Source organism: Halorubrum sp. Hd13 (assembly GCF_002252755.1).
GTDB lineage: Archaea > Halobacteriota > Halobacteria > Halobacteriales > Haloferacaceae > Halorubrum.
This window is the reverse complement of sequence record NZ_NHOY01000115.1, coordinates 35,452-62,036: the sequence shown is the minus strand read 5'-3', so window position 1 is coordinate 62,036 and position 26,585 is coordinate 35,452. Positions and strand designations below refer to the sequence as shown.

General features: G+C 71.0%; 26 protein-coding genes. 13 read left to right on the top strand and 13 right to left on the bottom strand.

The window, feature by feature from the left end; all coding sequences use genetic code 11:
- Positions 1-345: 345 nt before the first annotated feature.
- From DJ81_RS15740 to DJ81_RS15710, 7 genes are all read left to right on the top strand, one after another.
- Positions 346-939, top strand: a complete 594-nt coding sequence (locus DJ81_RS15740) for a DJ-1/PfpI family protein (protein ID WP_094590504.1) — start codon at positions 346-348, stop codon at positions 937-939.
- A 22-nt stretch (positions 940-961) separates the two neighbouring features.
- A complete protein-coding gene (locus DJ81_RS15735; protein WP_094527252.1) occupies positions 962-1,780 on the top strand; it encodes a hypothetical protein in 819 nt (272 codons plus the stop codon).
- A gap of 245 nt (positions 1,781-2,025) precedes the next feature.
- Positions 2,026-2,979: an ABC transporter substrate-binding protein gene (locus DJ81_RS15730; RefSeq protein WP_094525858.1), complete on the top strand. Its 954-nt coding sequence runs from the start codon at positions 2,026-2,028 to the stop codon at positions 2,977-2,979.
- 3 nt (positions 2,980-2,982) lie between these two features.
- Positions 2,983-3,837, top strand: a complete 855-nt coding sequence (locus DJ81_RS15725) for an ABC transporter ATP-binding protein (protein WP_094557616.1) — start codon at positions 2,983-2,985, stop codon at positions 3,835-3,837.
- Positions 3,834-5,144, top strand: a complete 1,311-nt coding sequence (locus DJ81_RS15720) for an ABC transporter substrate-binding protein (protein ID WP_094590502.1) — start codon at positions 3,834-3,836, stop codon at positions 5,142-5,144. The genes DJ81_RS15725 and DJ81_RS15720 overlap by 4 nt, the downstream gene beginning before the upstream one ends.
- Positions 5,110-5,889, top strand: coding sequence for an ABC transporter permease (locus tag DJ81_RS15715; RefSeq protein ID WP_094590500.1), 780 nt, complete (start codon positions 5,110-5,112; stop codon positions 5,887-5,889). Before DJ81_RS15720 ends, DJ81_RS15715 begins: the two co-directional genes overlap by 35 nt.
- Positions 5,890-6,019: 130 nt before the next feature.
- Complete coding sequence (locus DJ81_RS15710; RefSeq protein WP_094590498.1) at positions 6,020-6,469, top strand: DoxX family protein; 450 nt, start codon at positions 6,020-6,022, stop codon at positions 6,467-6,469.
- A gap of 138 nt (positions 6,470-6,607) precedes the next feature.
- On the opposite strand, the gene DJ81_RS15705 is transcribed toward DJ81_RS15710, so the two are convergent.
- The 3 genes from DJ81_RS15705 to DJ81_RS15695 form a co-directional block, all read right to left on the bottom strand.
- Positions 6,608-7,684: a CNNM domain-containing protein gene (locus DJ81_RS15705; RefSeq protein WP_094525849.1), complete on the bottom strand. Its 1,077-nt coding sequence runs from the start codon at positions 7,682-7,684 to the stop codon at positions 6,608-6,610.
- A gap of 79 nt (positions 7,685-7,763) precedes the next feature.
- Complete coding sequence (gene hisS / locus DJ81_RS15700) at positions 7,764-9,086, bottom strand: histidine--tRNA ligase (protein WP_094525848.1); 1,323 nt, start codon at positions 9,084-9,086, stop codon at positions 7,764-7,766.
- 97 nt (positions 9,087-9,183) lie between these two features.
- Positions 9,184-10,170: a GTPase gene (locus tag DJ81_RS15695; RefSeq protein WP_094590496.1), complete on the bottom strand. Its 987-nt coding sequence runs from the start codon at positions 10,168-10,170 to the stop codon at positions 9,184-9,186.
- A 224-nt stretch (positions 10,171-10,394) separates the two neighbouring features.
- On the opposite strand from DJ81_RS15695, the gene DJ81_RS15690 reads away from it, so the two are divergent.
- Positions 10,395-11,858, top strand: coding sequence for a Na+/H+ antiporter NhaC family protein (locus DJ81_RS15690; RefSeq protein WP_094590493.1), 1,464 nt, complete (start codon positions 10,395-10,397; stop codon positions 11,856-11,858).
- Positions 11,859-11,945: 87 nt separating this feature from the next.
- On the opposite strand, the gene DJ81_RS15685 is transcribed toward DJ81_RS15690, so the two are convergent.
- The 3 genes from DJ81_RS15685 to DJ81_RS15675 all read right to left on the bottom strand — a co-directional run bounded on the left by DJ81_RS15685 (position 11,946) and on the right by DJ81_RS15675 (position 14,077).
- A complete protein-coding gene (locus DJ81_RS15685; protein WP_094527259.1) occupies positions 11,946-12,308 on the bottom strand; it encodes a hypothetical protein in 363 nt (120 codons plus the stop codon).
- Between the two features lie 113 nt (positions 12,309-12,421).
- Entirely contained in the window at positions 12,422-13,183 is a 762-nt protein-coding gene (locus DJ81_RS15680; RefSeq protein ID WP_094590491.1) for a class I SAM-dependent methyltransferase, read from the bottom strand.
- A gap of 9 nt (positions 13,184-13,192) precedes the next feature.
- Complete coding sequence (locus tag DJ81_RS15675) at positions 13,193-14,077, bottom strand: aldo/keto reductase (protein WP_094590489.1); 885 nt, start codon at positions 14,075-14,077, stop codon at positions 13,193-13,195.
- Between the two features lie 126 nt (positions 14,078-14,203).
- Between DJ81_RS15675 and DJ81_RS15670 the strand changes: the two genes are divergently transcribed.
- Entirely contained in the window at positions 14,204-14,707 is a 504-nt protein-coding gene (locus tag DJ81_RS15670; protein WP_170938348.1) for a DUF2240 family protein, read from the top strand.
- Positions 14,707-15,183: a hypothetical protein gene (locus DJ81_RS15665; protein WP_094590487.1), complete on the top strand. Its 477-nt coding sequence runs from the start codon at positions 14,707-14,709 to the stop codon at positions 15,181-15,183. Before DJ81_RS15670 ends, DJ81_RS15665 begins: the two co-directional genes overlap by 1 nt.
- 34 nt (positions 15,184-15,217) lie before the next feature.
- Here DJ81_RS15665 and DJ81_RS15660 read toward each other — a convergent pair whose 3' ends face one another.
- Complete coding sequence (locus DJ81_RS15660; RefSeq protein WP_094527263.1) at positions 15,218-17,128, bottom strand: methyl-accepting chemotaxis protein; 1,911 nt, start codon at positions 17,126-17,128, stop codon at positions 15,218-15,220.
- A gap of 273 nt (positions 17,129-17,401) precedes the next feature.
- Here DJ81_RS15660 and DJ81_RS15655 point away from each other — a divergent pair, with 273 nt between their 5' ends.
- Together DJ81_RS15655 and DJ81_RS15650 are read left to right on the top strand one after the other, a co-directional pair.
- Positions 17,402-17,734, top strand: coding sequence for a hypothetical protein (locus tag DJ81_RS15655; protein ID WP_241881523.1), 333 nt, complete (start codon positions 17,402-17,404; stop codon positions 17,732-17,734).
- Between the two features lie 159 nt (positions 17,735-17,893).
- Positions 17,894-19,186: a DNA double-strand break repair nuclease NurA gene (locus DJ81_RS15650; protein WP_094527264.1), complete on the top strand. Its 1,293-nt coding sequence runs from the start codon at positions 17,894-17,896 to the stop codon at positions 19,184-19,186.
- A 395-nt stretch (positions 19,187-19,581) separates the two neighbouring features.
- Here the strand turns inward: DJ81_RS15650 and DJ81_RS15645 are convergent, their stop codons facing one another.
- The 6 genes from DJ81_RS15645 to trxA form a co-directional block, all read right to left on the bottom strand.
- Positions 19,582-20,310, bottom strand: coding sequence for a CPBP family intramembrane glutamic endopeptidase (locus tag DJ81_RS15645; RefSeq protein ID WP_094525232.1), 729 nt, complete (start codon positions 20,308-20,310; stop codon positions 19,582-19,584).
- Positions 20,311-20,425: 115 nt separating this feature from the next.
- On the bottom strand, positions 20,426-21,715 hold the full coding sequence (locus tag DJ81_RS15640; protein ID WP_094558425.1) for a glucose-6-phosphate isomerase: 1,290 nt from the start codon (positions 21,713-21,715) through the stop codon (positions 20,426-20,428).
- A gap of 63 nt (positions 21,716-21,778) precedes the next feature.
- A complete protein-coding gene (locus DJ81_RS15635) occupies positions 21,779-22,879 on the bottom strand; it encodes a DoxX family protein (RefSeq protein ID WP_094525230.1) in 1,101 nt (366 codons plus the stop codon).
- 96 nt (positions 22,880-22,975) lie between these two features.
- Positions 22,976-23,536, bottom strand: coding sequence for a class I SAM-dependent methyltransferase (locus DJ81_RS15630; protein WP_094525229.1), 561 nt, complete (start codon positions 23,534-23,536; stop codon positions 22,976-22,978).
- An 84-nt stretch (positions 23,537-23,620) separates the two neighbouring features.
- Complete coding sequence (locus DJ81_RS15625) at positions 23,621-24,775, bottom strand: aminotransferase class V-fold PLP-dependent enzyme (RefSeq protein ID WP_249269142.1); 1,155 nt, start codon at positions 24,773-24,775, stop codon at positions 23,621-23,623.
- Entirely contained in the window at positions 24,776-25,117 is a 342-nt protein-coding gene (trxA, locus tag DJ81_RS15620; protein ID WP_094525228.1) for a thioredoxin, read from the bottom strand.
- A 140-nt stretch (positions 25,118-25,257) separates the two neighbouring features.
- On the opposite strand from trxA, the gene DJ81_RS15615 reads away from it, so the two are divergent.
- Entirely contained in the window at positions 25,258-26,565 is a 1,308-nt protein-coding gene (locus DJ81_RS15615; protein ID WP_094590485.1) for an AGE family epimerase/isomerase, read from the top strand.
- Positions 26,566-26,585: the final 20 nt, after the last annotated feature.

Genomic DNA, 26,585 nt, shown 5'->3' with positions numbered 1-26,585 from the left:
ACTGATCGACGCCCGCTGTGGAGCGCCTCCAAAGCCCCGGCCGCTCGGATATACCCGTTGCTGCCGGAGAGATAGCGAACACCTCTAAAGCCCCGCCCAACACAACAACCGCACCTCACGCCTCCCCAGCCTCGCGGCTCCCTTCGGTCGCCGCGTCCCTCGCGCGGTGCTGTTCGCGGCCGCCGCGGGCGGCCGCGCACAGGCACGCGCCGCCGCGCCGTGCGATTGAGTTATCAATAGCCGTCGAGCGGGTAGCGGTCGGTCACACGGTGTCGGCGTGGTATGTCATCGCTCGCCAGTACCGTTATTTGACAGCAGCGCGTATATCCGAGTGGTGTTGCACACATGACAGGACAACGGATTCTGATGATCGTCGGCGACTTCGGAGAGGACTACGAGATCATGGTCCCGTTCCAGGCGCTGCAGGCGGTGGGCCACGAAGTCCACGCCGTCTGCCCGGAGAAGGAGGCCGGAGACAGCGTCAAGACCGCGATCCACGACTTCCGCGGCGATCAGACGTACCTGGAGACCCGGGGGCACGACTTCGAGCTCACTCACGGGTTCGACGACGTCGACCCGACCGACTACGACGCGCTGGTCGTCCCCGGCGGGCGCGCGCCCGAGTACCTGCGCGGCTACGACGAGGTGCTCGACGCGGTGCGCCACTTCTTCGAGGCCGACAAGCCCGTCGCGTCGATCTGCCACGGCCCGCAGATCCTCGCGGCCGCGGGCGTGCTCGACGGCTACGAGATCACCGCCTACCCCGCGGTCAGGCCCGAGGTCGAGGCCGCCGGCTGCTCGTGGGTCGACGGCGTGACGACGGACGGGAACCTCGTCACCGGGCAGGCGTGGCCCGACCACCCGGAGTGGATCGCGGGGTTCCTCGACCTGCTCGGCACCGAGATCGACCACGACGCGCCCGCCGCCGCGGCGGAGTGACCCGTCCGGACTCCCCTTTTTAATGCGCGACCCACGCGCCGTCGCCGTCAACGTCGCCGCCAACACGAACCAGCCCGGTTTCCGCGGGCCCGTCTACCCGGACGGGTCGTTCGCGTACGTGCCGATCCCCGAGTCGGCGGCGACGCTCCCGCGCGAGCGATTCCCGGTCGACGAGCCGCTTCCGACGTACGCCGACCTCGACCTCCCCTTCGCGGTGCCCTCCGACTTGCACGCGACGCCGGTCCACTTGGATCCGGAACTCCCCGGCGTCCACGGCCGCGACCGCGCGACGTACGGCGACCCCCACGGCGTGAAGGCCGGCCGGATCGCCGGCCTCGCCCCGGGCGACTGGCTGCTGTTCTACGCGACGCTGTCGCTTCGGCCGCACGGCTGGCCGGGGCCGGGCGGGGCGTCGGCCGACGCGGCGGTCGACGGCGACCCCGCGCCCGACGCCGACCTCGCCCCCGACTGGGGCGCGTACCTGTTCGCCGGTATCCGCGTCGAGCGGGTGCTCGCGGTCGGTGACGGCGACCGCTCCGAGACGGGGGGCGGGACCGGCGACGCCGCGGTCGACCGCGAGTCGGCGGCCGCGCTCGCGCCGACCAACGCCCACCTGAAGCGCGACCCGTTCGACGCGCGGGTCGTCGTCGCCGGCGACCCGGCGGCGTCGGGCCGCTTCGAGCGCGTCGTCCCCCTGAGCGACCCCGAGGCGGGCGCGGACGCGAACCGCCTCGTCACGGCGCTGTCCAGCGACTCGGGGAAGGGGCCGTGGTGGCGACGGCCGATGGCGTTCGACGCCGACGCGACGGCGACGCTGCTGGAGCGGATAGAGCGGGCCTGAGGCGCAGACATCCCGACGGCGACGGAGAAACGAACAAGTATTGTTGCTATCTCGGATGCGAACCGTTCGCTCACTCGGCCGAAAACGCCCGTGAGACGGCGTTTTGAGCCGATCGACGATCCCGTTTCCGCCGAACCGCCGACCGAACCCGTTCGGCCGCCGCAACATTTGCGCGAAGCCGGTTGCACCGCTCATCCTTGTCGGTTTCCGGAGCTATACCTTACAATAAAACTAAGAAGCATTCGATGTCAGATCTCAATGTCTCCCACGAATACTTCACGTGGAGACTGGTGCAAGACGTCGCGGAAGAGAACGGGTACTTCGAGGACGAGGGCGTCGACGCCGACCTCTCGTACTTCGCGCCCGGGACGCAGGACTTCGAGGGCGAGAACGCCTTCGACGCCGACTGGTGGGACGACATGGACGAGGACGGCGGCACCCACGGCGTCTGCGAGTGGAACGCGGTCCAAGAGGTCTCCGAGACCGACCGCGACATCGTCGGCTCCTACAGCGAGTGGGACCGCGTCGTGTTCGTTGACGCCGACGACGACGCCGAGACCATCGACGACCTGCGCGGTCGCTCCGTCGGGATCAACAAGTACGCCACCTCCTTCTACTCGATGCGCGAGATGCTGGAGAACGAGGGGTTCGAGGACGACGAGGTCGTCCTCGAACACGTCGGCGAGGCGGAGGAGCGCTTCGACGCGGTGAAAGAGGGCGAGGTCGACTCCATCGCGGTGCTGGAGCCGTTCGTCACGCTCGGCCGCTACGACGAGGAGCTGAAGGAGGTGTTCGACGGCCCGTGCCGCGCCGCCATCACCACGCGCGAGCAGCCCGAGCCGGAGAAGCTGGAGGGGTTCCTCGCGGCGCTGAACCGCGCGGTCGCCGACATCAACGACGACCTCGACGGGTACACCGACCGGTACGTCGGGCTGCTGGAAGACGAGGCGGCCGACAAGGCGGCCTTCGACGACGTGAACTTCGACCGGCTCCGCGAGGAGTTCGAGCTCCGCGAGTTCCTCCCCGTGCGCGCCCCCGACGAGGACCGGATCGGCGCGACCACGGACTGGATGCGCGAGAAGGGGTTCGTCCCCGACGACGCTGACATCGGGACCGCGGAAGAGCTCGATGACGAGGGCGTCATCCCGGACGACGAGGCGGCGTCCGAAGAGGACGAGCCCGAGGCGACGGCGGACTGATCGATGTCCCTCGAGTCCCGCGCGGCGGCGACCGACGACGGCGACGAGGAGTCCGCCGTCCGGCCCGAATCCGCGTCCGCGGTCGGCGCCGACGCCGACGTCGACGGCCGTCGCGCGACCGACGCGGCGCCGGTCGTCGCCAGCGACCTCACGAAGCGGTACGACGAGACCCTCGTCTTCGACGGGCTCGACCTCGCGGTCGACCCCGGCGAGGTCTGCTGTCTGCTCGGCCCGTCCGGCTGCGGCAAGACGACCCTCCTGCACCTGCTCGCGGGACTCGAAGAGCCGACCGGCGGCCGCGTCGAGATCGACGGCGACCGGGTGACGGGCCCGGACTACCGGTGGGGCGTCGTCTTCCAAGACCCCCTGCTGTACCCGTGGCTCTCGGTGCGAGAGAACGTCGAAGTCGGCCCGAAGCTCCGCGGCGAGGAGCCCGACCCCGACCTGATCGACGAGCTGCTCGACCTCGTCGGGCTCGACGGCGTCGCGGACGCCGACACCGCGGACCTGTCGGGCGGGATGGCGCAGCGCGCGTCGCTCGCGCGGACGCTCGCGAACGAGCCCGAGGTGCTGCTCCTCGACGAGCCGTTCTCTGCGCTCGACCAGCTGACGAAGATGGAGCTGCAGGACGAGCTGTTGCGGATCGTCGACGAGCTCGGCGTCACCGCCGTGTTCGTCACGCACGACATCGACGAGGCGGTGTACCTCGGTGACCGCGTCGCGATAATGGGACCGGTCCCGGCGGGCATCGAACACGTCGAGCGGATCGACAGCGAGACGCGGTCGCGGGACGACGAGGCGTTCCTCGCGGAGCGGGCGGCGACCTTCGAACAGTTGGAGGCGGTTGGACTCGAATGACGCACGATCATCACACGAACCACGACGACGTCGACCCCGATGTCGCCGAGAGCGCGCGCGAGCTCGTCGGCGGCGCCGGCTGGCGGAACCCCTCGGAGACGGCCCGCACGAGCGGGCTCTCCCGACGCGAATTCATGAAGGAGTCCGGGCTGGCGTCGCTCGCGGCGGCCGGCGTCGGCTCGACGGCCGGCTGTCTCGGGGGCGGCGGGGAGGGCGACGGCCCGCCGACCGCGGAGATCGGCTACCTCCCGATCACGGACTCGGCGCCCCTGCTGACGGGATACGCCAACGACCACTTCGCCGACCACGGCGTCGACGCCGCGGAGCCGAAACTGTTCCGCGGCTGGTCCGACCTCGCGGAGGCGTTCCTCTCCGGCGAGGTCAACGTCGCCCACTTCCTGATGCCGATGACGGTGTGGATGCGCTACGGCGACGAGCTGGACGCGAACGTCCAGGTCGTCGCGTGGGACCACACGGACGGCTCCGCGCTGACGGTCCAGCAGGACGTCGACGAGTGGTCCGACCTCGGCGGCGGCACCGTCGCCGTTCCGTTCTGGTACTCGATCCACAACGTCATCCTCCAGATGGGGCTCCGCGAGCACGGGCTCACGCCCCGAACGGACTCCTCCGCCGACGAGGTGGCGGACGACGAGGTGAACCTCGTCGTGACGCCGCCGCCGGACATGCCCGCGGCGCTCGAGAACGGCTCCATCGAGGGGTACATCGTCGCCGAGCCGTTCAACGCGATCGGCGAGCTCGACGCCGGCGGGAAGATCCTGCGGTTCACCGGCGACGTCTGGCGCGAGCACGCCTGCTGCGTCGTCGTGATGCGCGAGGAGCTGGTGCAGTCGCGGCCGGAGTGGACGACCGACGTGATGAGCGGGCTCGTCGACGCCCAGCAGTACCTCCGAGGGAATCGGTCCGAGGCCGCGCGGCTGCTCTCCTCGGCGGAGAGCGGCCTGCTGCCGCAGGGGCCCGAGCCGATCGACCGCGCGCTCACCCACTACGACGAGCACGAGCCGTACCTCGAATCGGGCGCGATCCGCAACGAGGAGTGGGACATCGACCGGATCGGCTTCTACCCGTACCCGTACCCCTCGTACACGGAGGAGCTGATCCGTCGCATGCGCGAGACCCGCGTGGAGGGCGAGGACGCCTTCCTCGACGAGTTAGAGCCCGCCGAGGTCGCCGACGACCTCGTCGCGTACGACCCCGTTCGCACAGCGCTGGAAGAAGCCGGCGGCCCGCCGGCGTTCGACGTCCCAGAGGAAGATGGCTACGAGAGACAGGAGACGATACGGTTCTGAGCTGCTCGGGGAGCGCGGCCGCCTGCTGCCGGCGGTCGGACTCCTCGGCGGCCTCGCCGTCTGGTGGGCGGTGACGGCGCTCGGGAGCGGCATCATCACGAACTTCGCGCCGGCGGCGACGGTCGCCGTCCTCGCCGAGCTCGTCGTCTCGCCCGAGTTCTACGACCACGTGCTCGTCAGCGTCTACCGGTTCGGGCTCGCGCTCGCGCTCTGCCTGACGGTCGGGCTCCCGATCGGGGTCGTCGTCGGCTACTTCGAGGCGGCCGAGCGCGCGACGACGGTCCTCTTCCAGTTCATGCGGATGATCTCCCCGCTGGCGTGGTTCCCGATCGCCATCATCGTCTTCGGCGTGGGGACCCGGTCGGCGGTGTTCGTGATGTTTATGGCCGGCCTCTGGCCGATCGTGTTGAACACGGCCCACGGGATCGCGACCATCGACGACGACTGGATCACGGTCGGCGAGTCGCTCGGCGGCGACACGCGCGCCCTGCTCCGCCGGGTCGTCGTCCCCGCGGTGATCCCGGACATGCTGACGGGGATCCGCCTCTCGATCGGCATCCTCTGGATCATCCTCGTCCCCGCGGAGATGCTCGGGGTCAACACCGGGCTGGGCTACCTCATCCTCGACGCCCGCGACCGGTTCTCCTACGCGGAGATCCCCGCGATCATGCTGGTGATCGGCTTCATCGGCTTCTGGCTCGACCTGTCGGTCCGCCGGCTCCACGCCCGGTGGAACTGGGGGTAAGTCGGCGACCGCCGCCCGACGCCCGCGCGCTCCGCGCCCTCTCGCACGTCGATGTCCGCGTCATCCCGCACGTCGACGTCCGCGTCATCCCGCACGTCGATTTATGTGGCACGCTACCGTGCGTCCACACATGACCGACGACGACACCGACCACGCCGGCGACACCGAGGCGGCCGAGACGACGCCGGGCGACGAGGAGCCGACGACCGGCGGCCGCGGCGCGCCCTCGCGGCTCGGCCGCGTGCTGCTCGGGGTCGGACTGGCGGCGCAGGCCTCCGAGGACTTCCGCGACATGGACGAGACGATCGAGTACGCGGAGTCGGCCGGGGTCCCCGCCCCCGACCTCGCGGCCCCGTTCGCGTCGGGGATGATGCTCGTCTCGGGGATCGGGATCGCGCTGTGGCGAGCCCCCCGTATCACGACGGGTGCGGCCGTGACGTTCCTCACGGTCGTGACCGCGACGATGCACGACTTCTGGAACGCCGACGAGGACGACAAGAGCGGCGAGCGGCTGGCCTTCTTCGGCAACCTCGCGATGCTGGGCGGGGCCCTAGTGTTCCTGCGCGAGGCGTTCGAGTAGCGCTCCTGCGTCGCCGTCGCGGCCGTGACGAGAGCGCTCCCCCGTCGCCGTCGCGGCCGTGACGAGAGCGCTCCCCCGTCGCCGTCGCGGCCGTGACGAGAGCGCTCCCCCGTCGCCGTCGCGGTCGACGCCGACAGCCTACAGATCGCCCGCGTCGAGCGGGTCCTCGAGCTGTCCCATCACCGCCTCCAGCGCGTCGGTCGCGGTGAGGAGCCCGACGATCTCGCCGTCCTCGATGACGAGCGCGAGCTCCTGTGACTCAGCCTGGAACTGGTCGTATGCGTCGCTGATGCTCGTCTCCGGCGAGACCGTCACCGGCGGGGCGGCGATCTCCTCGAACGTCGTCTCCCCCGCCCGGAGCTCCTCGAAGCGGCTCACGATCGACGGGGCGTACACGATCCCTTCGAAGTCGTTCGGACCGTCGCCCACGAGCGGGAACCGCGTGTGCGGCGTGTCGCGAATCCGGTCGAGGTTCTCCTCGATCGACGCCGACGTCGACAGCGAGACGACCTCGTCGGCCGGCGTCATCAGGTCCGCCACGCCGAGCTCGTCGACGGCGAGCGCGTTGAGGACCTCCTCGCGGCGCTCCTCGGGGAGCTCGACCTCCTCCATCATCGACCCGAGGCGGTTGCGGAGCTCCGCGCGCGTCTCCAACACCTCGCTTTCGGTCTCGGTCCACGACCCGGTCATCTCGACGCCGAACAGCCCGAGGGTGGCCTTCGCGACCCAGTCGCCGAACTTGATCAGCGGCGAGATGAGCCACGCGAACCAGTACAGCGGCCGCGCGCCGTACCCGGCGACCTGCTTCGAGCGCTCGACGCCGAGGTACGTCGGGGTCTGCTCGCCGTGGGTGAGGTGGACCATGTTGATGATGAAAAAGCCCAGCAGCGACCCGGCGCCCGCTGACGCGAACGCCGTGTTCGCGAATATCGGTGCGAACAACGCGGCGAGCCCCGGCTCCGCGACGATACCGAGGGCGATACTCGTCCCGGAGATCCACACCTGACAGGTGGTGAGGTAGAACTCCAGGTCGTCCGTCATCTCCCACGCGCGCCGCAGTCCGGGGGTGTCGATCTCCGACTCCGGATACTGCCGGAGCCGCGTGAGGGCGAACTCGACCGCCACGAAGTACGCGTTGATCAGGATGAGGGCGACGCCGGCCGCCACGCGGAGGGCGACCTCGGTCGGCGGCATCGCTGTCGCGAGCGGGATCATCGTTCCTCCGGTCCCGTCGCGACCCTGAAAAGGATTCAGGACTCCCGCCGTCTCGTCGCGACTCGTCGTCCGCCGCCCGCTACTCGTCGTCCTCGTACGTCGAGAGCCCGTCCTCGGGCGGGAACTCCTCGACCGGCACGGTCGTCTCGTCGCCGCTCGCCATGTCTTTCACCGTGTACTCGCCGTTCCCGAGGTCGCGCTCGCCGACGACCACGACGGTCTCGGCGTTGATCGAGTCGGCGTAGCCGAGTTGGGCGCCGAACGAGCGACCGGAGACGTCGCTCTCGACGACGACGCCGTCGTCGAGCGCGCGGAGGTCGCGGGCGAGCGCGGCCGCCTCGCCCCGCGTGTCGCCCACGCTGAGCACGTAGTAGTCGGTCGAGAGCTCCTCGTCGGGCCAGACGCCGGCGCGCTGACAGAGGAGCTTGAGGGTGGCGTGGCCGGGCGCGACCCCGACCGCGGGGGTCGGCTGGCCGCCGAAGCTCTCGATCAGGTCGTCGTAGCGCCCGCCGCCGAAGACCGAGCGCGACACCTCGCCCGTGGAGTCGAAGCACTCGAAGACGACGCCGGTGTAGTAGTCGAGCCCGCGGGCGGTCGTCAGCGAGACCTCGCAGAACTCGCCCGCGCCGAAGTCGTCGGCCGCGGCGAGCACGTTCCGCAGGTTCTCGACCGCGGCCGCGACCTCCTCGCCGCCGGCCTCGGCCACCGCGTCGAGGTCCTCGGGGGCGTCGACGCCCGAGATGAGGTCGTCGAACTCGCGGGCGGTCGCGCGGTCGAGCCCCGCGTCCGAGAGGAGTCCGAGGTACTCGCCGTCGTCGACCTTCGCGCGCTTGTCGACCGCGCGGATCGCCGCGGCGGTGTCGACCGCGTCGGGATCGGCGGCGAGCGCCCGGACGAGCCCGCCGAGGATGTCGCGGTGCGAGACGCGGAACTCGAAGTCGTCGCCGGTGAGCCCGAGGTCGGTGAGCGCGTCGGCGGCGACCGCGAGCACCTCGGCGTCGGCCTCGGGCGCGGACGAGCCGAACACGTCGATGTTCGTCTGGTAGAACTCGCGGAACCGGCCCTGCTGGACCTGCTCGTAGCGCCAGAACGGGCGGGTTGAGACCCACTTGATCGGCTTCGACAGCTCCTGGCCCTTCGCGACGACCATCCGGGCGACGGTGGGGGTGAGCTCCGGCGTCATGGAGACGCCGCGGCCGCCCTTGTCGTCGAAGGCGTACAGCTCCTCGACGATCTCCTCGCCGGACTTGTCGACGTACATCTCCGTCCGCTCTAGGGCGGGGGTGGCGATCTCGCGGAAGCCGTACCGGCTCGCGGCGTCCTCGATCGCGTCGGTCACTTCCCGGCGTGCGGACTGCTCCCCGGGGTAGAAGTCGCGGAATCCCTTGAGACCGTCGTACATACGCGTCGGTTCGGCGAGCGCCCGCTTGAAAGCATCCTTTCGGGGCCGCGGCGGCTCGCTCGTCGCCGCCTCGCTCGCCGCCGCCTCGCCTCTCCGGCTACTCCCCGCCGTCGCGCGTCGGGAGGTCCGGCTCGAACGCGGCCGCCTCGACGGCCATGTCGAGGACGTCCTCGACGTTCTCGTCCTCGGTCACGCTCATCGTCGCGTCGACGGACTCCGCCCGCACCGCCTCGAAGCGGTCGTGTTTGTTCGCCACGGTGAGGAACGGGACCGCGTCGCCGAACAGCTCGCGGACCTCCTCGCGCAGCTCCAGCTGGACGTCCAGCGGGTAGCCGCAGTCGCCGGAGGGGTCGAGCACGAAGACGACGACGTCGGCGAGGTGTTCGAGTGCGCTGACCGCCTGCCGCTCGATGTCGTTTCGGTCCTCTTCCGGGCGGTCGAGCAGGCCGGGGGTGTCGACGATCTGGTACCGGACGTGGTCCCGCTCGAAGTGACCGATCTGGACGCCGCGGGTCGTGAACGGGTACTCCGCGATCTCGTTGGAGGCGCGGGTGACGCGGTTGACGAACGACGACTTCCCGACGTTCGGATAGCCGGCGATGACGATGGCGGGCTCGTCGGGCCGGATGTCCGGGAGCACCTTCAGCTGGTCGCGCGAGTCGCCGATGTACCGCAGGTCGTCTTCGATCTGGTCCATCACGTCGGCCATGCGCGCGAACGCCTGTTTCCGGTGTTTGCGCGCGGTGTCGACGTCGGAATTCCGGACTTTCGTCGTGTACTCGTCGCGCAGGTCCTCGATCTGACGGCTGGCCCACATCACCTGCGAGAGCGCCTGCCGGAGGCGGTCGACGTCGACGATGGCGTCGGCGAGCTCGTAGTAGAACGGGTCGACGTCGAAGCCGAAGTCCGGCCACGAGACGACGACGTTCTCCAGGTTGTCCGAGAGGACGTTGCCGGCGGTCCGTAACATCGACTCCTGCGCCTCGTGGCCGCGCTTCGCGCGTCCCGCGCGGGCCGCCCGCGAGAACGCCTTGTCGACGAGTTCCTCCGATCGGGGGGTCGTCGGGAGGCCCTCAAATATCATGTTGGCCGTTCTTGTCCACCGACGCGTATAAGACCGTCCGTTCGGGGACCCGCGCGACACGGCGGCACACGGTCGGACGCGGTGGGGTTCGGCGGCGACGGTCACCGGAGGCGACGCTCCCTCGCCGGGAGTCCCCCGTCGCCGCGTCGATGACGATGAACGATCGTTATCTTCGCTACGCATATTCCAAGACATATTTATGCTTCAAAGGAATACGGTCGCTCATGGCACGCTCGTTCACGCCCACGACGTACGAGGACATCGATCCGGACCGCCGTCCGAGCCTGGCGGCGGCGCTGGTCCCGGTCCTCGCGGTCGTGGCGTTCCTCGGTATCGGCTCGGCCGTCCTCGGCCTCGACCCGCACGCGCCGCTCCTCTGGAGCATCGCCTTCGTCGGCGTCTTCGGCCTCTGGCTCGGCTACGACTGGGACGACCTGTTCGACGGCATCGCCAACGGTCTCGTGATGGGGCTGCAGGCGCTGCTGATCATCTTCACCATCTACGGGCTCATCGCGACGTGGGTGAGCGCCGGGACGATTCCGGGGCTCATGTACTTCGGGCTGGAGACGCTCACGCCCGCGACGTTCCTCCCCGCCGCCGCGGTCGTCGCGGCGGTCGTCGCCTTCGCGATCGGCTCGTCGTGGACCACCGTCGGCACGCTCGGCGTCGCCTTCGTCGGCATCGGCGCCGGGCTCGGCGTCCCGGACCCGATGACGGTCGGGGCCGTCCTTTCAGGCGCGTACGCCGGCGACAAGCAGTCGCCGCTCTCGGACACGACGAACCTCGCCGCCGGGGTGGCGAACACGGACCTGTACGCGCACATTCGCCGGATGCGGACCGGCACCCTCGTCGCCTTCGGGCTCGCGGTGCTCGGCTTCCTCGCGCTCGGGCTCCGCGCCAGCGGCGCGATCCCCGCGGGCCGGATCGCCGAGATCCAGGGCGCGCTCGCCGGGACGTACGCGATCACGCTGCTCGCGTTCGTCCCCCTCGCCGTCACCTTCGGGCTGGCGCTGCGCGGGTACGCCCCCCTGCCGACCCTCGTCGCCGGCGTCTTCGCCGGCGTGCTCACGACGGTGTTCGTCCAGGGCGCCGGGTTCGTCGCCGCGTGGGACACGTTCATGTACGGGACCGCGCCCGAGTCCGGCTCCGAACTGGTGAACGAACTGCTCGCGACCGGCGGCCTCACCGGCTCCGCGTGGACGATCACGGTCGTCGTCGCGGCGCTCTCGCTCGGCGGGATCTTGGAGCGGACCGGCGTGTTGGCGGTGATCGCTCACGCCTTCACCTCCGCCGTGCGGAGCCCGGGCGCGCTCGTCGCCGGCACCGGCGTCTCGGCGATCGTCATCAACGCGCTCACCGCGCAGCAGTACATGAGCATCGTGCTCCCGAGCGTCACGCTCCGGAACACCTACGAGGAGTTCGGGATGGACACCGACCAGCTCTCCCGCGCCGTCGAGGCGGCGGGGACGCCGACCGGCGCGCTGTTCCCGTGGCACGCGGGCGCCGTCTACATGGCGGGCGTCACCGGGGTCCCGACGCTGGAGTACGCGCCGTACTACCTGTTCGCGTTCCTCTCGCCGCTCGTGCTGTTCGCCATGGCCGCGACCGGCTACAGCCTGAACGCGACGCCGACCGACGCGGGCGTCGGCTCCGCTGCGACGGCGCCCGCGGCGACCGACGACGACTGACGGGTCGACGGCGGCGGTCGGCCGACGCGTTCCCGCCGGCTCGTCCCCGCCCGTCGAACCCGTCAGCCGGTGAGTTGTCCCGGCGAATTACTCGTCGCCGCTCTCGGCGATGAGTTCGTACGAGGTGTACTCGATCGCGTCGGGATCGTCGGCGAGCAACGGATCCAGCAGTTCGTCCTCCCACGTGAGCCAGTCGTCCGGGTACTCGGTCTTCGCCACCGGGTCACCCGCCGGTCCCCAGACGTCCGCCCACGCCTCTCGGCTCTCGTACACCCAAACGGCCGCGAACTCCCCGGCCCGGTCCCCTCTGATACCGCGGCCGATCCGGTGTTCGACCAGCCCGGGAACGCCCTCGAACAGCCCGCGGTCGACGGCCTCCGCTACCGCGTCGCGGAAATCCGACGGGGACGCCGACTCCGCCAGCTCGTAGTGATGAACGCTTACGACCATGGTGTCTCCCCGTTTCGGGAATCGCGCGCGCCACTGATGAATGCAGCACCCCGCGTTCGGCACGGGGCCTCCCGATCGCGGGGAGTCCCGTCGGAATCGCGGTTCCGAGGCTTTCAGTCCGGGAGACGGAACGCGAGACCGTACATCCGCCCGACCGATTCCGACCCGATCTCGCCCGCGAGCCGACGAGCGGTCGCCGCCAGCGCGTCGCCGGACTCACCGGGGCAGTCCGCGGCCGCGGTCGCGGCCTCGTCGGCGTGGGTGGAGACGTGACTCTCGGTCCAGGGCACCGGCTTCAGCAGCGTCCGCTCCCGTTCGAACTCCCAGCCGTGCCCCGCGAAGAACCGCCGCAGGAACGCCGCCGGGTAGAAGGTGAGCGCCGGGCGGCCGCGGGCCAGCTCCGACGCGGCGTTCTCGACGGCGAACAGCTCGCGGATCGCGGCGTCGTCCGGGAGCGGGTCGTAGTCGTCGACGACGAGGTGCGCGCCCGGGGCCGCGACCCGCGAGAGCTCCGCGGCGACCGCCGACAGCGCCGCGGGGTCGAGGACGTTACAGAGACCGTGCGCGGTGATCAGGTCGACGGAGTCGTCGGGGAGCGGGACCGCCCGGAGGTCCGCCTCCAGCACCGCCAGTCGGTGGTCGACGGTGCCGTCGTCGCCGCCGTTCCCGTCACCGTCGTCGCCGCCGCCGTCACCGACGCGCCGTCGCGTCGTCAGCGCGTGGCCCCGGTCGTTCGTCACGGCGTACACCCGGGCGGCGCCGTTCGCGAGCAGTCCGGCGGTCGCGTTCCCGGCGCCCGCCCCGGCCTCCAGACAGCGCTTCCCGGCCACCGGTCGGTCCTCGAGCGCGGCCGCGACCGTCTTCGGGACGTCCATGCTCCGGGCTCAGTGGTGCAGCTGTTCGGGAACCGGGCTGTCTTCGTGGCGGACCCGCTCGATCAGCGACCGCTGGGCGGTCTCGTCCATCCCGGTGAAGTCGGCGGCGGCCTCGAGGATCATGGTGACGAGCTTCGGGTCGCCGGCGCTGACGACGCTGGTGAGCCCCTGCGCGGCGGCGAAATCGAACCGCTCGCGGACCTCGTCGGGCGCGGTGACCGGGCGGTACCAGTTCGCGAACGGCCGGTCCGCCTCGGGGAGCTGGTCGGTCGGCGGCCACGAGCCGCCGGCGAACGCCTTGATCCCGAGCGTGCCGACGTCCTCCGCCTCGGCCCGGGTGAGGACGGCCTCGTAGTCGTATTCGTCGCCGTCCTTGCCGGCGACGACGGGGTTCAGCGGGAACATCACGGTCTCGAGGTCGTCGATGCGGTCGAGCGCGTCGAGGATGAGGTCGGGGTCGCCGTGGCTCGTCAGCCCGATGTGGTCGATCAGCCCCTGCTCTTTGGCCTCGCGAAACGCCGCGAGCGCGCCGTCGTCGCCCGTGATCGCGTCCAGTTCCTCGTCGTACTCGAGCCCGTGGAGCTGATACAGGTCGATTTTCTCGACGCCGAGTCGGTTCAGCGAGCGGTCGAGCTTGCGCCACGCGCCCTCGTACGTCCGCTCTTGGGTCTTACAGCCCAGGAATATCTCCTCGCGGTGCTGGCGGAGTTTCGGGCCGAGCTTCAGCTCCGCGTCGCCGTACGTCGGCGCCACGTCGAAGTGGTTGACGCCGTAGTCGAGGACGTGCTCGACGAGCTGGTTCGCGCCCTCCTGTTCGAGCCAGTTGAGCGCGATCGCGCCGAACGTCATCACGCTACTGTGGTGACCGGTGTCACCGAGCGGGCGGGTCTCCATACGTGTGCCATCGCGCCGCCGCGGCATAACGGTTGGCGGCGTCTGACCCGGCCGGGCGCCGCGACCGCTCCGAACGCGCCCCGCGGTCCGGTAGGTTTACCGCCGTCGACACCCCGCCGATCGAACATGAGCTTGGAGGTCGCCGTCGCCGTCCCGTTCAAACACCGCGCGAAGGAGCGGCTGGGCGAGGGCGAGTTCGTCGTCGCGCTGTCGCTCGACCGCGACTGGTTCTCGCCGGATCAGGCGAAGCGGCTGGTCGACGTCGCCGTCGGCCGCGGGCTGGTCGCCGAGGAGGACGGCGACCTCGTCGCGCGCTTCGACCCCGACGACGTGTTCGTCCCGGAGGGGTTCGCGCCCGACGAGTCGATCCTCCGGGAGCAGTCCACCTTCGAGACCGCCCTCGACGCCATCGTCGCGGCCGGCGTCGAGAAGCAGCGCGCGGTCGCCGCGATCAACGAGCGACAGCGCGCGCTCGCGGTCACCATCGAGGCGGCCGCGGTCCTCGTCGCGAAGGAGCACGGCGCCGCGGTCGATCACCTCGCGGCCGACGTGCGCGAGGAACTCGCCGCCGCCGGAGAGCCGTCCGGCGACGCCGACGAGGCGGCGACCGACGCCGCGGGTGACGCCTGATGGTCGCGGACCGACTGACCGACGGCGTCCGGATCGGCCAGCTGCTCGCGTCGGAGGTCTCCGGCAACGAGGGGCGCCTGCGGGACCTCGCGCTCGCCGACGCCGACCCCGACGTCGAGCCGACGACCGACGGCGCGCTCGCGTACCGGATCGTTCGCGAGGGCGAGGCCGGCGGCGACGGCGTCGGGCGCGAAGTCGCCGAGGTGTACGTCCACCCCGACCGCGTCCGGGTCGAGTTCGTCGGCGGCGACGCGGACCGTGAGACGGATGCTGTCGACCCGTCCGACGCGCCCGACTCGTCCGACCCGTCCGACGCGCCCGATATCCCCGGACTCGCCGCCGCCGCGGCCGACGAGGCGGGCCTCCGCGTCAGACCGAAGGCGGTCCGCCCGCCGCGGACGCTGGTCTTCGTCGAGGACGGCGCGCAGGTGAAGCGCGCGCTGCCGGTGCTGGAGGCCGTCGTCGACGCGATATAAAAGGGACCGCCGTCGGGCCGTCCGCGGCGGCGTCTCAGTCCGAACGGCCGCCGTCGCCCATCGCGACGTTGCGCGACGCCGACGGGTCGTCGGGCGACTCTCCGCCGACCTCGAACTTCCGGAGCAGCGCGCGGAGCCGCTCGGCCTGATCGGCGAGCGAACCGGCCTCGGCCGTCGCCTGCGACATCGCGGCGAGCTGCTCGTCGGCCGCCTCGCTGACGTCGTCGGCCTCGTCGGCGGTCGACTTGCTGATCCCTGCCACCTCCTCGACCATCGACACCGTCTCCTCGGTGCTCGCGGCCTGGTCGTCGGTCGCCTTGCTGATCTCGCGGATCCCGTCGTCGGTCTCGGCGGCGTTGCCCGCCACCTCGGCGAACGCGTCCGCGGCGTCGCTGACGGCCTCGGCGCTGGCCTCCATATGTTCCTCGGCGGTCCGGACCTCCTCGACGGTCGCCTGCGTCTGCGACTGCGTGCCGGCGATGAGCTCCTCGATCTCCTGGGCCGCCTCCTGGGTCTCCTCGGCGAGCTGTTTCACCTCGTCGGCGACGACGGCGAACCCGTCGCTCCCGCCGCCGCCGCCGCCGGCCCGCGCGGCCTCGATGTTGGCGTTGAGCGCGAGCAGGTTCGTCTGTTCCGCGATGTCGCTTATCAGGTCGACGATCTCGCCGATGTCGTCCATCCGCTCGTCGAGGACCCTGACCTTCTCCGCGGTCGCGCCGATCGATTCGCGGGACTCGCCGACGCTGTCGATCGCCTCGCCGGCGGTGTCCTGTCCCTCGTTTGCGATCGACGCGGTCTGCTGGGCCGCGTCCGCGACGGTCTCCGTCGAGGAAGCGACCTCCTCGATCGTCGCCGAGAGGTTGTTCATCTCGCCTGAGACCTGTTCGAGCATCTCGCGCTGCTCGTCCGCTCCCTCTGCGATCTCCGTGACCGACCGACTCACGTCCTCGCTGCGCGCCTCGGCCGTGTCCACGCCTTCGACCGTCTTCTCGCTGGCCGCGGACACCTCGCCCGCGAACGACTGGACGTCGCGCATCGTCGACTCGATGTCGTCCATCATCTCGTTGAACGCGGCGCCGATCTGCTCCATCGCCTCGCTCTCGCTGCCGGCGTCCAGCCGGACCGTGAGGTCGCCGTCGGCCGCGCGGTCCATCGTCGCGCTGTAGTCGTCGGCCTTCGTCTCGAGGTGGTCGTTCAGCCGCTCGACCTCCTCGCGGCGCTTCTCGACTTCCGCCTTCGCCTCCTCGACGTCTTGGATCTCCGACTTCTGCTCGGCGACGAGGTCGAGCTGGCGCTGCGCCTCCTCGCGCGACTTCTCGATGGAGTACCAGTTGACCATCAGCGCGCCCACGAGCCCGAGGATGAAGAACGCGTGAATTCCGCCCCAGATGATCGGGTTCTCGATCGCCGCGGCGTGGTTGTAGACGAGGCTCGCGTCGATCAGGCTGAACGCGCCGTGGCCGATGGCGACGTACCCGACGCCGACGGCGAACGGGACCCAGTCCTCGTACAGGGCGAGCACCGCCACGAACACGAAGAAGCTGAAGTGCGCCTCGATGTAGCCGCCGGACAGCTTCACCAACGCCATCGAGACGGTCATGAGGCTGAACGCCGCGAGCACCGTCCGCTGGCGTCGACCGAGCCGAGACACGTTCGCCAGCCCCGCCGTGCCGAGGATGATCGCGACGAAGCCGCCGAGCATCCAAAGCGGCGTCGCGGGGATCTCCGCGCCGGTGAACGGCTCGGTCCCGCTGTACAGCCCCAACGCGATCAGAAACGGCACCTGTACCGCGATCGCGATCAGGACGTTCCGGTGCCGGCCGCCCCACATCTCCTTCGGCATGGACGTGCCGTCCGGGACGTATCGGACGATCTCTCGGATCGTGTGCCCCACGCCGGACGGTCCGGACGCGTCCGCCGCTGACCCAGTGGCTGGTTCGGTCATGACCGGAGGTCGACCCCACCGGTTAAAATATCCCCCTTCCCGAATATTACGACTGATACCGTAAATCGTGCGCAGACGCCGGAGAAAGCCGCAATCCGGGATCCGGAGGCCGTTTCGGCCGACACCACCGAAAACCGGTGGACCGGAGACAGGCGGAGGACGGAGACGTTCTCGAAGTCCGTACATTCACACAAAATATACGTTCTTCTTATCATGAAAATAATTTATGTACCGTCCCGGAGTAGCTCTCGTTAAGGTGATGATACCATTCCCATGCGGCCCGAACTGACACGCGAATTCGATAAAGACCTGCTTAACCAGCTCACCGGCCTCACGGGACTCGGATGGACCACGTCGGTACTGGGATACCTGAGCAGCGTGATCGGCTACGGAAACGGCCTGATAAGCCGACTCGTCGCCGAGCCGCAGTCGCTCCTCTACGTCGGCGGGAGCTTCTTCGTTCTCACGCTCGGGCTCGACCGATTACAGAGCAAAATCGCGGCGGAACCGACCGGCGAGGAGAGCCGGGAGAGCGGCGCCCCGCGCGGCGACCCGCACGAAGGGGAGATCAGCGGAGCCGGCGATCCACGCGACGGGGGGACGTGAGGAGTCGGCGGTCCACACGGGGGGACGTGAGGAGTCGGCGGTCCACACCACGGGGAACGCCGTCCGCAACCGGGAGGCCGACCGCGTCGATTTCGTCCCGCTCGCGGTCTCGATCCCCGAGCCGACGCGTTTTATATCCCTCCGAACCGCGGTACGGCCGTGACGCTCGATCCGATCCACGTCGAGAACATCGCGCGGCTCGCGTACGGGATCGCGAGCGACGTGGACACGACCGACCACGACGACCTCGCGGGGCGGGTGTGGCGCGACTGGCTCCCCGAGCTCCGCCGCGACGGCCGCGTCGTGATCGAGCCGGTGGGCGATCACGAGCGCCGGCTGGCCCCCGTCGACGACGCCGCCCTCGCCGAGCGCCCGTTCGAGACGGTCCACGGGCTCGACTCCGGCACGATCAACCCGACGACGTTTAAAAACGGCCTCGTCGTCGACGTGGCCCACGCCGCGATGGCGAGCGACCCGACGGACTTGGACCTCCACCGCGACCGCACGATCGTCGCCACCGTCCACGCCGGCGACTCCACCGCCGACTTCGACGACGACTGGCGGCAGCGCGACGACGGGCACACCCGACAGCGCGTGCTCCACGCGCCGCGGGTGAACCGGTACGCGGAGGGCGTGGTCCACGCGCTCGCGCTGTACCTCGCCGAGGGAACCCACGCGCTCGACCACGCCGACGAGGTCGACGACCTGCTCGTCCTGGACGGCCCGATCTACCCGAAGGAGCTGTTCACGTGGGAGGACCGCAACCCGGAACTGGGCGCGCTCGCCCGCGAGGCGAAGCCCCGCGCGGTCGTCGAGAAGTACGTCCGGCTGGTCGAGCGCTTCGTCGAACGCGACGTGCCGCTCGCCGGCTTCGTGAAGAACCCCTCCAGCGGGACGATCGTCCGGACGCTGGCGCGGAAGGGGGTCGAGCCGCCCTGGCCGGACGACACCGCGCTGTTCACCCGACTGCTGGAGCGGCGGGACGACGCGGGGCAGTCCAGCGGCGGCGGGGCCGGCGACCCGTCCGGAAGCGCCCGCGGCGACCGCCTCGACGACGCGCTCACGTTCACCACCTGGTTTAGAAGCCGCGGGGGCGCCGACGCGACGATGGCGGCCGACGGCGACGCGCTCGGGATCGACCGCGAGCTCGATCCCGAGCTGTACGAGCCCACGTTCATGATCGTGTACGACCCGCGGACCGACGTGACCTACAAGCTGGAGGCGCCGTACGCGTTCACCCGCGACGCCGATACGCGGGACCGGCTCACTCGGCAGGTCCTCGCCGAGGTGGCCACGACCCGCGGTCCGCCCGAGGCGGTGGCGAAGGCCGACGAACTGGCGCGGATCGACGCCACCGAGAAGGCGGCGCTCCGCCGGAAGTTCGAGGAGCGCTTCGACAGCGACCAGCAGGCGACGTACGACGACCTGCGGTGGGGCAAGGCGGACTTCTAACGCTTCTGGCCCCGCCGACGTGGTCGGCGCGTGTCTGCGAGGCCGCATCGCGGCCGAGGAGCACGCGCGAGGTCGCCGGCGCTCCGCGCCGGCTGCCAGAGAATCTCCGATTCTCGCTGGAGTCGCGAACGGAGTGAGCGACGAGGCTGGGGAGGCGTGAGGCGCCGTGTGGAGCGGTGCGGGGCGGGGCGGGACACAAAGGGGCAGCCGTGAGGCGGTCGGAGGGGACGCAAGGACCGCAGCGAGGGAGCGCCAGCGACTGAGCGAGGACCACAGCGAGCGTACGCCGCCCTCGAGGCTGGGGCTTTGGAGATGTCCGTCGATGATCTGCTGTCAACCACATACGACCGAGCGGCTGGGGATTTTGGAGCGTTCCCATCAGCGACGGGGACATATCACAGCGACTGCGCGAGGAGCACGACGTAGATGACGGCGTTGTAGACGCCGTGCGCGAGGCCGGGCACCACCACGTTCTCCGTGCGCTCGTAGAGGACCCCGAGCACCGCGCCGAGCACGACGACGACGGCGACGTACGCCCACCGCTGGCCGGGGCTCCCCGAGACCGAGGGCAGGTGAACCAGCCCGAACGCGAGGCTGGCGAGCAGGATCGCCGGGGCCGCGTCGAACGCGCGCCGGAGCCCGCCCTGGACGACGCCCCGGAACAGGGCCTCCTCGACCGGTCCGACGACGAACAGCGAGACGGCGACCATGACGAGGTAGTACGTCACCGGGTCGCCGTCTGGCACGACCGCCTGGTTCTGTCCGGTCGTGAGCCCGATCTCCCCGAGCACGAACAGCGCGCCGTACTGGAACGCGAACAGGGCGAGCCCGCCGCCGAGGACGAGCCCGGCGTCCCGGAGCGTCGGCCGGGAGACGCCGACGAGCCCCCACTGGTCGGTGATCGCGAGGTAGCCGACGACCGCGACGAGGAACCCGACGAACTGCAGCAGGGTCCGGAACACCTGGAGGCCGGTCGTCCCCTCACCCACCAGCCCGAGCGAGACGGCGAACTCGGAGACGGGCGTCGTCACCGCGCCGGCGACGAGGAGCGCGAGGAGGACCGCGAACGCCGCGCTCGCGAGACGGAGGACGCTGTTCATCGGTTCGGGCGGCGTCTCGCTCATCGGCGGTCGTACGGGTCGGGGGGGTTTATCGGCACCGGAAGGCGAACTGCGTCGCGTCGGCGTCGGTGAGCGACGTGGCGGCCCGCGACGCGCCGGCGCGCGAGTCCCCGCCGCCTCACCGCTCGACGCGCAGTTCCCGCTTGTCGGCCACGGCGTCGGCCTCGGGGAAGTCCCCGCCGCCGAGCAGCCCGCGAGCCGCCTTCTTCCCCCACTCGACCGCGGGCTGGGTGAACGTCGAGACGCTCGCCAGCTCGCCGTACAGCACGCAGGCGGCCTCCATCCCGTAGAGGAGCTCGCCGAGGCTCCGCTCGTCGACGCCGTCGATCTCGACGCGGACGTTCGGCACGTCGGCGGCCGCGAGGCTCGCCTCGGTCGCCTCGAACTCGGCGTCCAACAGCTCCCCGAGCGACGAGCCGCCGAGGTACGCGAGCCCGTCGAGGTCCGTCTCGGGGATCGGCGTCTCCGCGCGTTCAGTCGGGCGGATCAGCGACACGAGCTTGTCCGGCGGGCCGGCGCGGTATAACTGGAGCTGAGAGTGCTGGTCGGTCGCGCCGAGCGCCCGCGCGGGGGTCTGGCCGAGCCCGTCCTTGCCGAGGCTCTCGGCCCACAGCTGCGCGAACCACTCCGCGAACGTCTCCAGCGACTCCGCGTACGGCATCACGGCGTTCGTGAGCGCGCCGCGCTCCGCGAGGGCGTACGTCGCCGCGCCGTAGGCGTACGCGGGCGTCTCGAACAGCGAGCCCGACAGGGCCGCCATCCCGTCGCGCCCGCCCGCCAGCACGGCCTCGACGTCGTGGCCCTGCAGCGCCGGCACCGCGAGCCCGACCGTCGAGAGCGCGGAGAAGCGCCCCGGCACCCCGTCGGGCACGTCGAGCGCGGGGAGGTCGTGGTCGTCGGCGAGCGCCCGGAGGTTCCCCTCTTCGCCCGTCGTCACGAGGGTGCGCTCGGTCCAGTCGACGCCCGCCTCCGTCATCGCCTCGCGGACGACGAGGAAGTTCGCGAGCGTCTCCGCGGTCGTCCCGGACTTCGAGACGACGTTGACGACGGTGTCGGCGAGCGGGAGCCGGTCGAGCAGCGCGTCGACCGCGTCGGGGTCGACGTTGTCGAGGAAGTAGGCGTCCACGTCGCTCTCGAGGGCGTTCGCGATCGTCGCCGCGCCGAGCGCGCTCCCGCCGATCCCGACCGTCAGCACGGCTTCCGGGCGGTCGAACCGGTCGGTCGCCGCCCGGATCGCCTCCGCGTCGGTCGTCTCCGGCAGGGTCAACGCGGCGTAGCCGAACTCGTCTCCGTCCATCCCGGCGTCGATCCGGTCGTGCGCGTCCGCCACGCGCTCGTCGAGGCGCTCCAGCGTCTCGTCGGTGAGTCCGGGCGTCGTCTCCAGTGCGTTGCCGAGGTCGACGTTCATACCTCCCTACGCGGGCGACCGAGGCTTAAAACCGGTCCTCTGCTCGCCGACCGCCCTCTCCCCTCAGTCGGCCGGGATGACCGCCTCGTCGTCGTCGAGCGCCGGACGGCCGAACCAGTGGTCGAACGCGAGCGGCCCGGAGCCGAGCGTGAAGACGGCCGAGGCCATGCCGAACAGCGCGACGTGGGCGAGGACGGGGTCGTCGGGGAGCCCGAACAGCGTCGTCGTGAACAGCACGAACGAGAGCGCGGCCGCGCCGCGGGTGAAGAAGCCCGCGATCAGCGCGACGCCGACCGCGATCTCCGTCACCCCGGCGCCGACGACCCACAGTCCGGCGTCGACGGGGACGACCGACGTGAGGCCGTACTTCTCGACGACGAGCAGCGCGCTCCCGGGGTCGGCGAGCTTCTGAATCAGCCCGAGGTAGACGAACGAGATCCCCATTCCGACCCGGAGCACGGTCGGGACGTACCGCCGTAGCGGGGCGGTCGACTCGTCCAGGAACCCCTTCAGGTGATGGACGGGATCGATCCGACCGTAGTACGACCCCGGCGTGCTCGCGACCTCCAACAGCATGTCGTCGGCGCTCGGCCGGCCGCCGCCGAGGATCGCAAGCGCGACGAACACCGGGACGTACTCCACCGCGAGGACGACGATCGGGTCGACGGCGAGGAACACCCACGCGTAGGTCAACAGCCCAACCGTCGAGACGATCCGGGTCGCGAGCCCGAAGAGGAGACAGAAGCCGAGCCCGATGAACAGCACCCGGAGGAGCGGGCTCGCCCCGGTGTCGAACGAGAGCGTCGGCGCGAACAGGTACCCTTGGAAGCCGGCGCCGACGAGCGGGAGGCCGACGGCGAGTCGCAGCATCCACGCGACGAGGTCGCCGTAGCTGGCGAGCTTCTCGCGGAGGACCACGACGTCGACGATCGTCGGACGCACCCACAGGTACGCCGCGATCCCGGCGGTCACGAGGAGGCCGGACCCAGCGAACAGCGCCGCGTTGAACGGGTCCGAGAGCACCTCGGCGGTGAACGCCACCGCGTCGATGGGATCGCCCGACCCCTCGGTGACGTAGTCGACGTGGGCGGCCGCCGGCCGCGCGGCGAGGGTCGCGACCAGTGCGAGTGCGACGATCGCGACCGAGCGGGAGCGAACGGACATACCTCGTCTAAGGGCCGGACGCACCTAACGGTATTTCTTAACGGACGTTCGCGAGCGACCGCGAGACGGCGATTTCGCGGCCGCGACGGCCGGCGCCTACGGCGCCCGGGCCACGACGCCGAACGTCTCCGTGCGCGTCGATTCGGAGACGACTTCGAACCCGGCCGCCTCCAGCGCCGCCACCGCGTCGGCGGCGGCGAAGCGCTCGTCGGTCGGGGGGCCGCCGTCGCCGTCGCCGTCGGCGCTCCAGTCGAAGGTGACGAGGGACCCGCCGGACCGGATCGTCCGCGCGAGCTCCGCGAGCGCCGCGTCGCTCGCGAACTCGTGGTACGTCATCGTCGAGAAGGCGGCGTCGAGCTCGCCGTCCGCGAACGGGAGGTCCGCCACGTCGCTCACGACGAGTTCGACGTTCTCCGGCACGCCCTTCTCGCGGTACCGGTCGTGCATCTCGGGCTGCACGTCGACGCCGTAAACCGTCTCGGCGTGCGGCGCGACGTCGTCGGTGTAGAACCCGGTGCCGCTGCCGAGGTCGGCGACGACCTCGACGTCGGCGGCCGCGAGCGGACCGACGAGCTCCTCGGCGGACACCCAGCGGTACCGGACTTCCGGACGCTCCAGCTCCGACGCTCGGTCGACGTCGAACGTGTGAAAACCCATGCGAGGCCTTGAGCGTCGAGTGTGAAAACGAGTCCGGTCCGCCGGACCGCGATCGTCTGCGGACCGCGCGACGGCCCGCCGCCGTCACCACTCCGCGGCGAGCGCGTCGACCAGCCGGTCGACCTCGGACTCGGTCGAGACGGCGTGGATCGAGGCGCGGACCGCGTCCGGGTGCGGCAACGAGCGCACGACGATGTCACGCTCCGCGAGCCGCTCGACCGTCGCGTCGGGGTCGTCGACGTCGACCGTGACGAGCCCGCTCTCGAACTCTCGGGGGCTCAGGAGTCGGTCCTCGGGGACGCCCTCCTTGAACCGGTCGGTGAGCGTCTCGATCCGCGACTCGATCGCGTCGAGCCCGACCGCGTCGATCGCGTCGAGCGCCTCGCTGAGGCCGACGTGGGCGGCCGCGGTCGTCGAGCCGACCTCGAACCGCTTCGCGCCCTTCTTGTACTCGATCTCGTCGGCGTTCGGGTCGTCGACGCTGCGGTACCCCACGGTCCGCGGCGCGAGCCCGACGGCGGTCTCGCGGTCGACGTAGAGGAAGCCGGCGCCCCACGGCCCGAGGACCCACTTGTGGCCCGCGGCCGCGACCGCGTCGGCCCCCCACGCCGAGACGTCCAACGGGCCCTGTCCGGGCGACTGGACGGCGTCGACGAGGGTGAACGCGCCGGCCTCGTTCGCGACTTCGACGAGCTCGGTCACGGGGAGCCGCGTCCCGTGGGTCCACGTGATCGCGCTGAAGCAGACGAGGCGCGCGTCGGCGACCGCCTCGGCGTACTCCTCGCGGTCGACTCGGCCGTCTTCGGTCTCGAGGACGCGGACCTCGACGCCCTCGCGTTCGAGCCGCTTCCACGGGAGGACCCCGGCCGGGTGTTCGAGGTCGGTCCGGACGACGACGTCGCCGGGCTCCCAGCCGATCGCGCCGGCGATCCGGTTGATCCCGTCGGTCGTGCTCTCGGTGAGGGCGATCTCCTCGGGCTCGGCGCCCACGAACGCGGCGATCCGCTCGCGAACCGACTCGTACGTCTCGAAGGCGTGGCCGTACGGATCGGTCGTCGCCGAGCCGTACTCGTGGTCGGCGATGAACCCGGCGGCGGCCTCGACGACGTACTCCGGGCTCGGGCCGTGCGCGCCGAAGTTGAAGTACGCCGCCTCACCCAGCGCCGGCACATCGGCGCGCAGCTCTCGGTGCGTCATCGCGTCGTCTCGGGTCAGCACCTCGCCGTCGAGGTCGGCCATTCAGGCTGCGTGCTCCGCGACCGCGTCGGTCAGCACGTCCTCGGTCTGGGCGCCGACCATGCGGTCGGCGAGCTCGCCGTCGGCGAAGACGAGCAGCGTCGGGATACCCTGCACGCCGTACTCGCCCGCGAGCGACTGGTGGACGTCGACGTCGACCTTCAGGACGGCGGCGTCGGTGTCCGCGGCGACCGCCTCCACGGCGGGCTCCATCATCCGGCACGGGCCGCACCAGTCGGCGTAGAAGTCGACGAGGACCACGCCGTGCTCGGCGACGAGGTCGTCGAACTCGTCGGGGTCGGACAGCTGGATCGGCTCCGCGGGAACGGATTCGGTTGAACTCATACCCATAGGTACGCCTCCAGCGGTGATAATAGTTTTGGGTGTTTCGTACAATATCGTGTGGAAGAGTGTCACCGAGCGGACCGGTCGGGAGACGCGACCGCCGACAGCCATTTTGCGCTGACGCGTCCTCGTTGCACTCGATGACCGACGCGAGCCCGACCGACGCGACGTCAACCGACGCCGAGCGCCGGGCGCGGTCGCACCGTGCGCGGCTGCTCGCGACGCTGCGCGTCCAGTACCCGGACGCGCTCGCCGACCGCGGCTACCGGCTTCTCCACCCGGAGACGGGGGATCCCTACACCGGCGACCGGCGACACTTGGTCGCGACCTGCCGGTCGGCCGCCAACTTCGCGCTCGGCGCCCTCGCGGACGGTCCGGACTGGTGCGTCCCGGCGGCCGAACACGGCCTGACGTTCCTGCGCGAGGCCCACCGGAGCGACGACGGCGGCTACCGGCTCGTCGTCACGGCCGACGGCGACCCCGTCGACCGCACCCGATCGGCGTACGGCCACGCGTTCGTCCTGTTGGCGTACGCCCGCGCCGCGGACGCCGGGATCGACGGCGCCCGCGAGGGGGTCGCGGCGACGCACGCGCTGATCGAGGAGCGGTTCCGCGACGACGCCGGGCTGCTCCGGAGCGACTGCGACGCCGAGTGGACCGAGGTAGAGCCGTATCGCGGCCAGAACGCGAACATGCACGCCTGCGAGGCGTACCTCGCCGCCTACGAGGCGACGGGCGAGGACCGGTACCTCGACCGGGCGCGCCGAATCGCCGAGGCGATTACGGTCGATCTGGCCGCCGAGACGGGCGGGCTCGTCTGGGAGCATTACACCCCCGACTGGGAGCACGACTTCGAGTACAACGCGGACGAGCTCCGCCATCAGTTCCGCCCACCGGGGTACCAGCCGGGTCACCACGCGGAGTGGGCGAAGCTCCTCGCGCTCCTCGACCGGTACGACGCCGACGGGCCGGGGGGCGCGGGAGGCGCCGCCGATGCCGACGACACTTCCGGCGACGCCGACGGCGGCACCGACGGCCCTTCCGGCGACGGCTGGGACGAGCGCGCCGCCGAGCTGTTCGACGCCGCCGTCGATCACGGCTGGACGGAGAACGGGTTCGTCTACACCCACGCCGCCGACGGGACTCCGCTCGTCGAGGACCGGTACGGCTGGGCGCTCGCGGAGGCGATCGAGGCGGCCGCGGCGCTCGCGGAGCGGGCGGCGGCGCGCGGCGACGCTGACGCGGCCGACGGGTTCCGCCGCTGGCACCGCCGACTCGCGGTTCGGACGGACCTGTACCGCGGGCCGGCCGGCCTCTGGTACGAGAAGCGGCTCCCGTCGGACGCCGACGGGGACCTCGTCGCGCCGGAGCCGCCGGGCGTCGAGCCCGACTACCACCCCGCCGGCGCGTTCTTCGAGAGCTGGCGGTCGGCCCGGCGAACGCCGTGAGGCGCCGGGCCGGGGCGCTC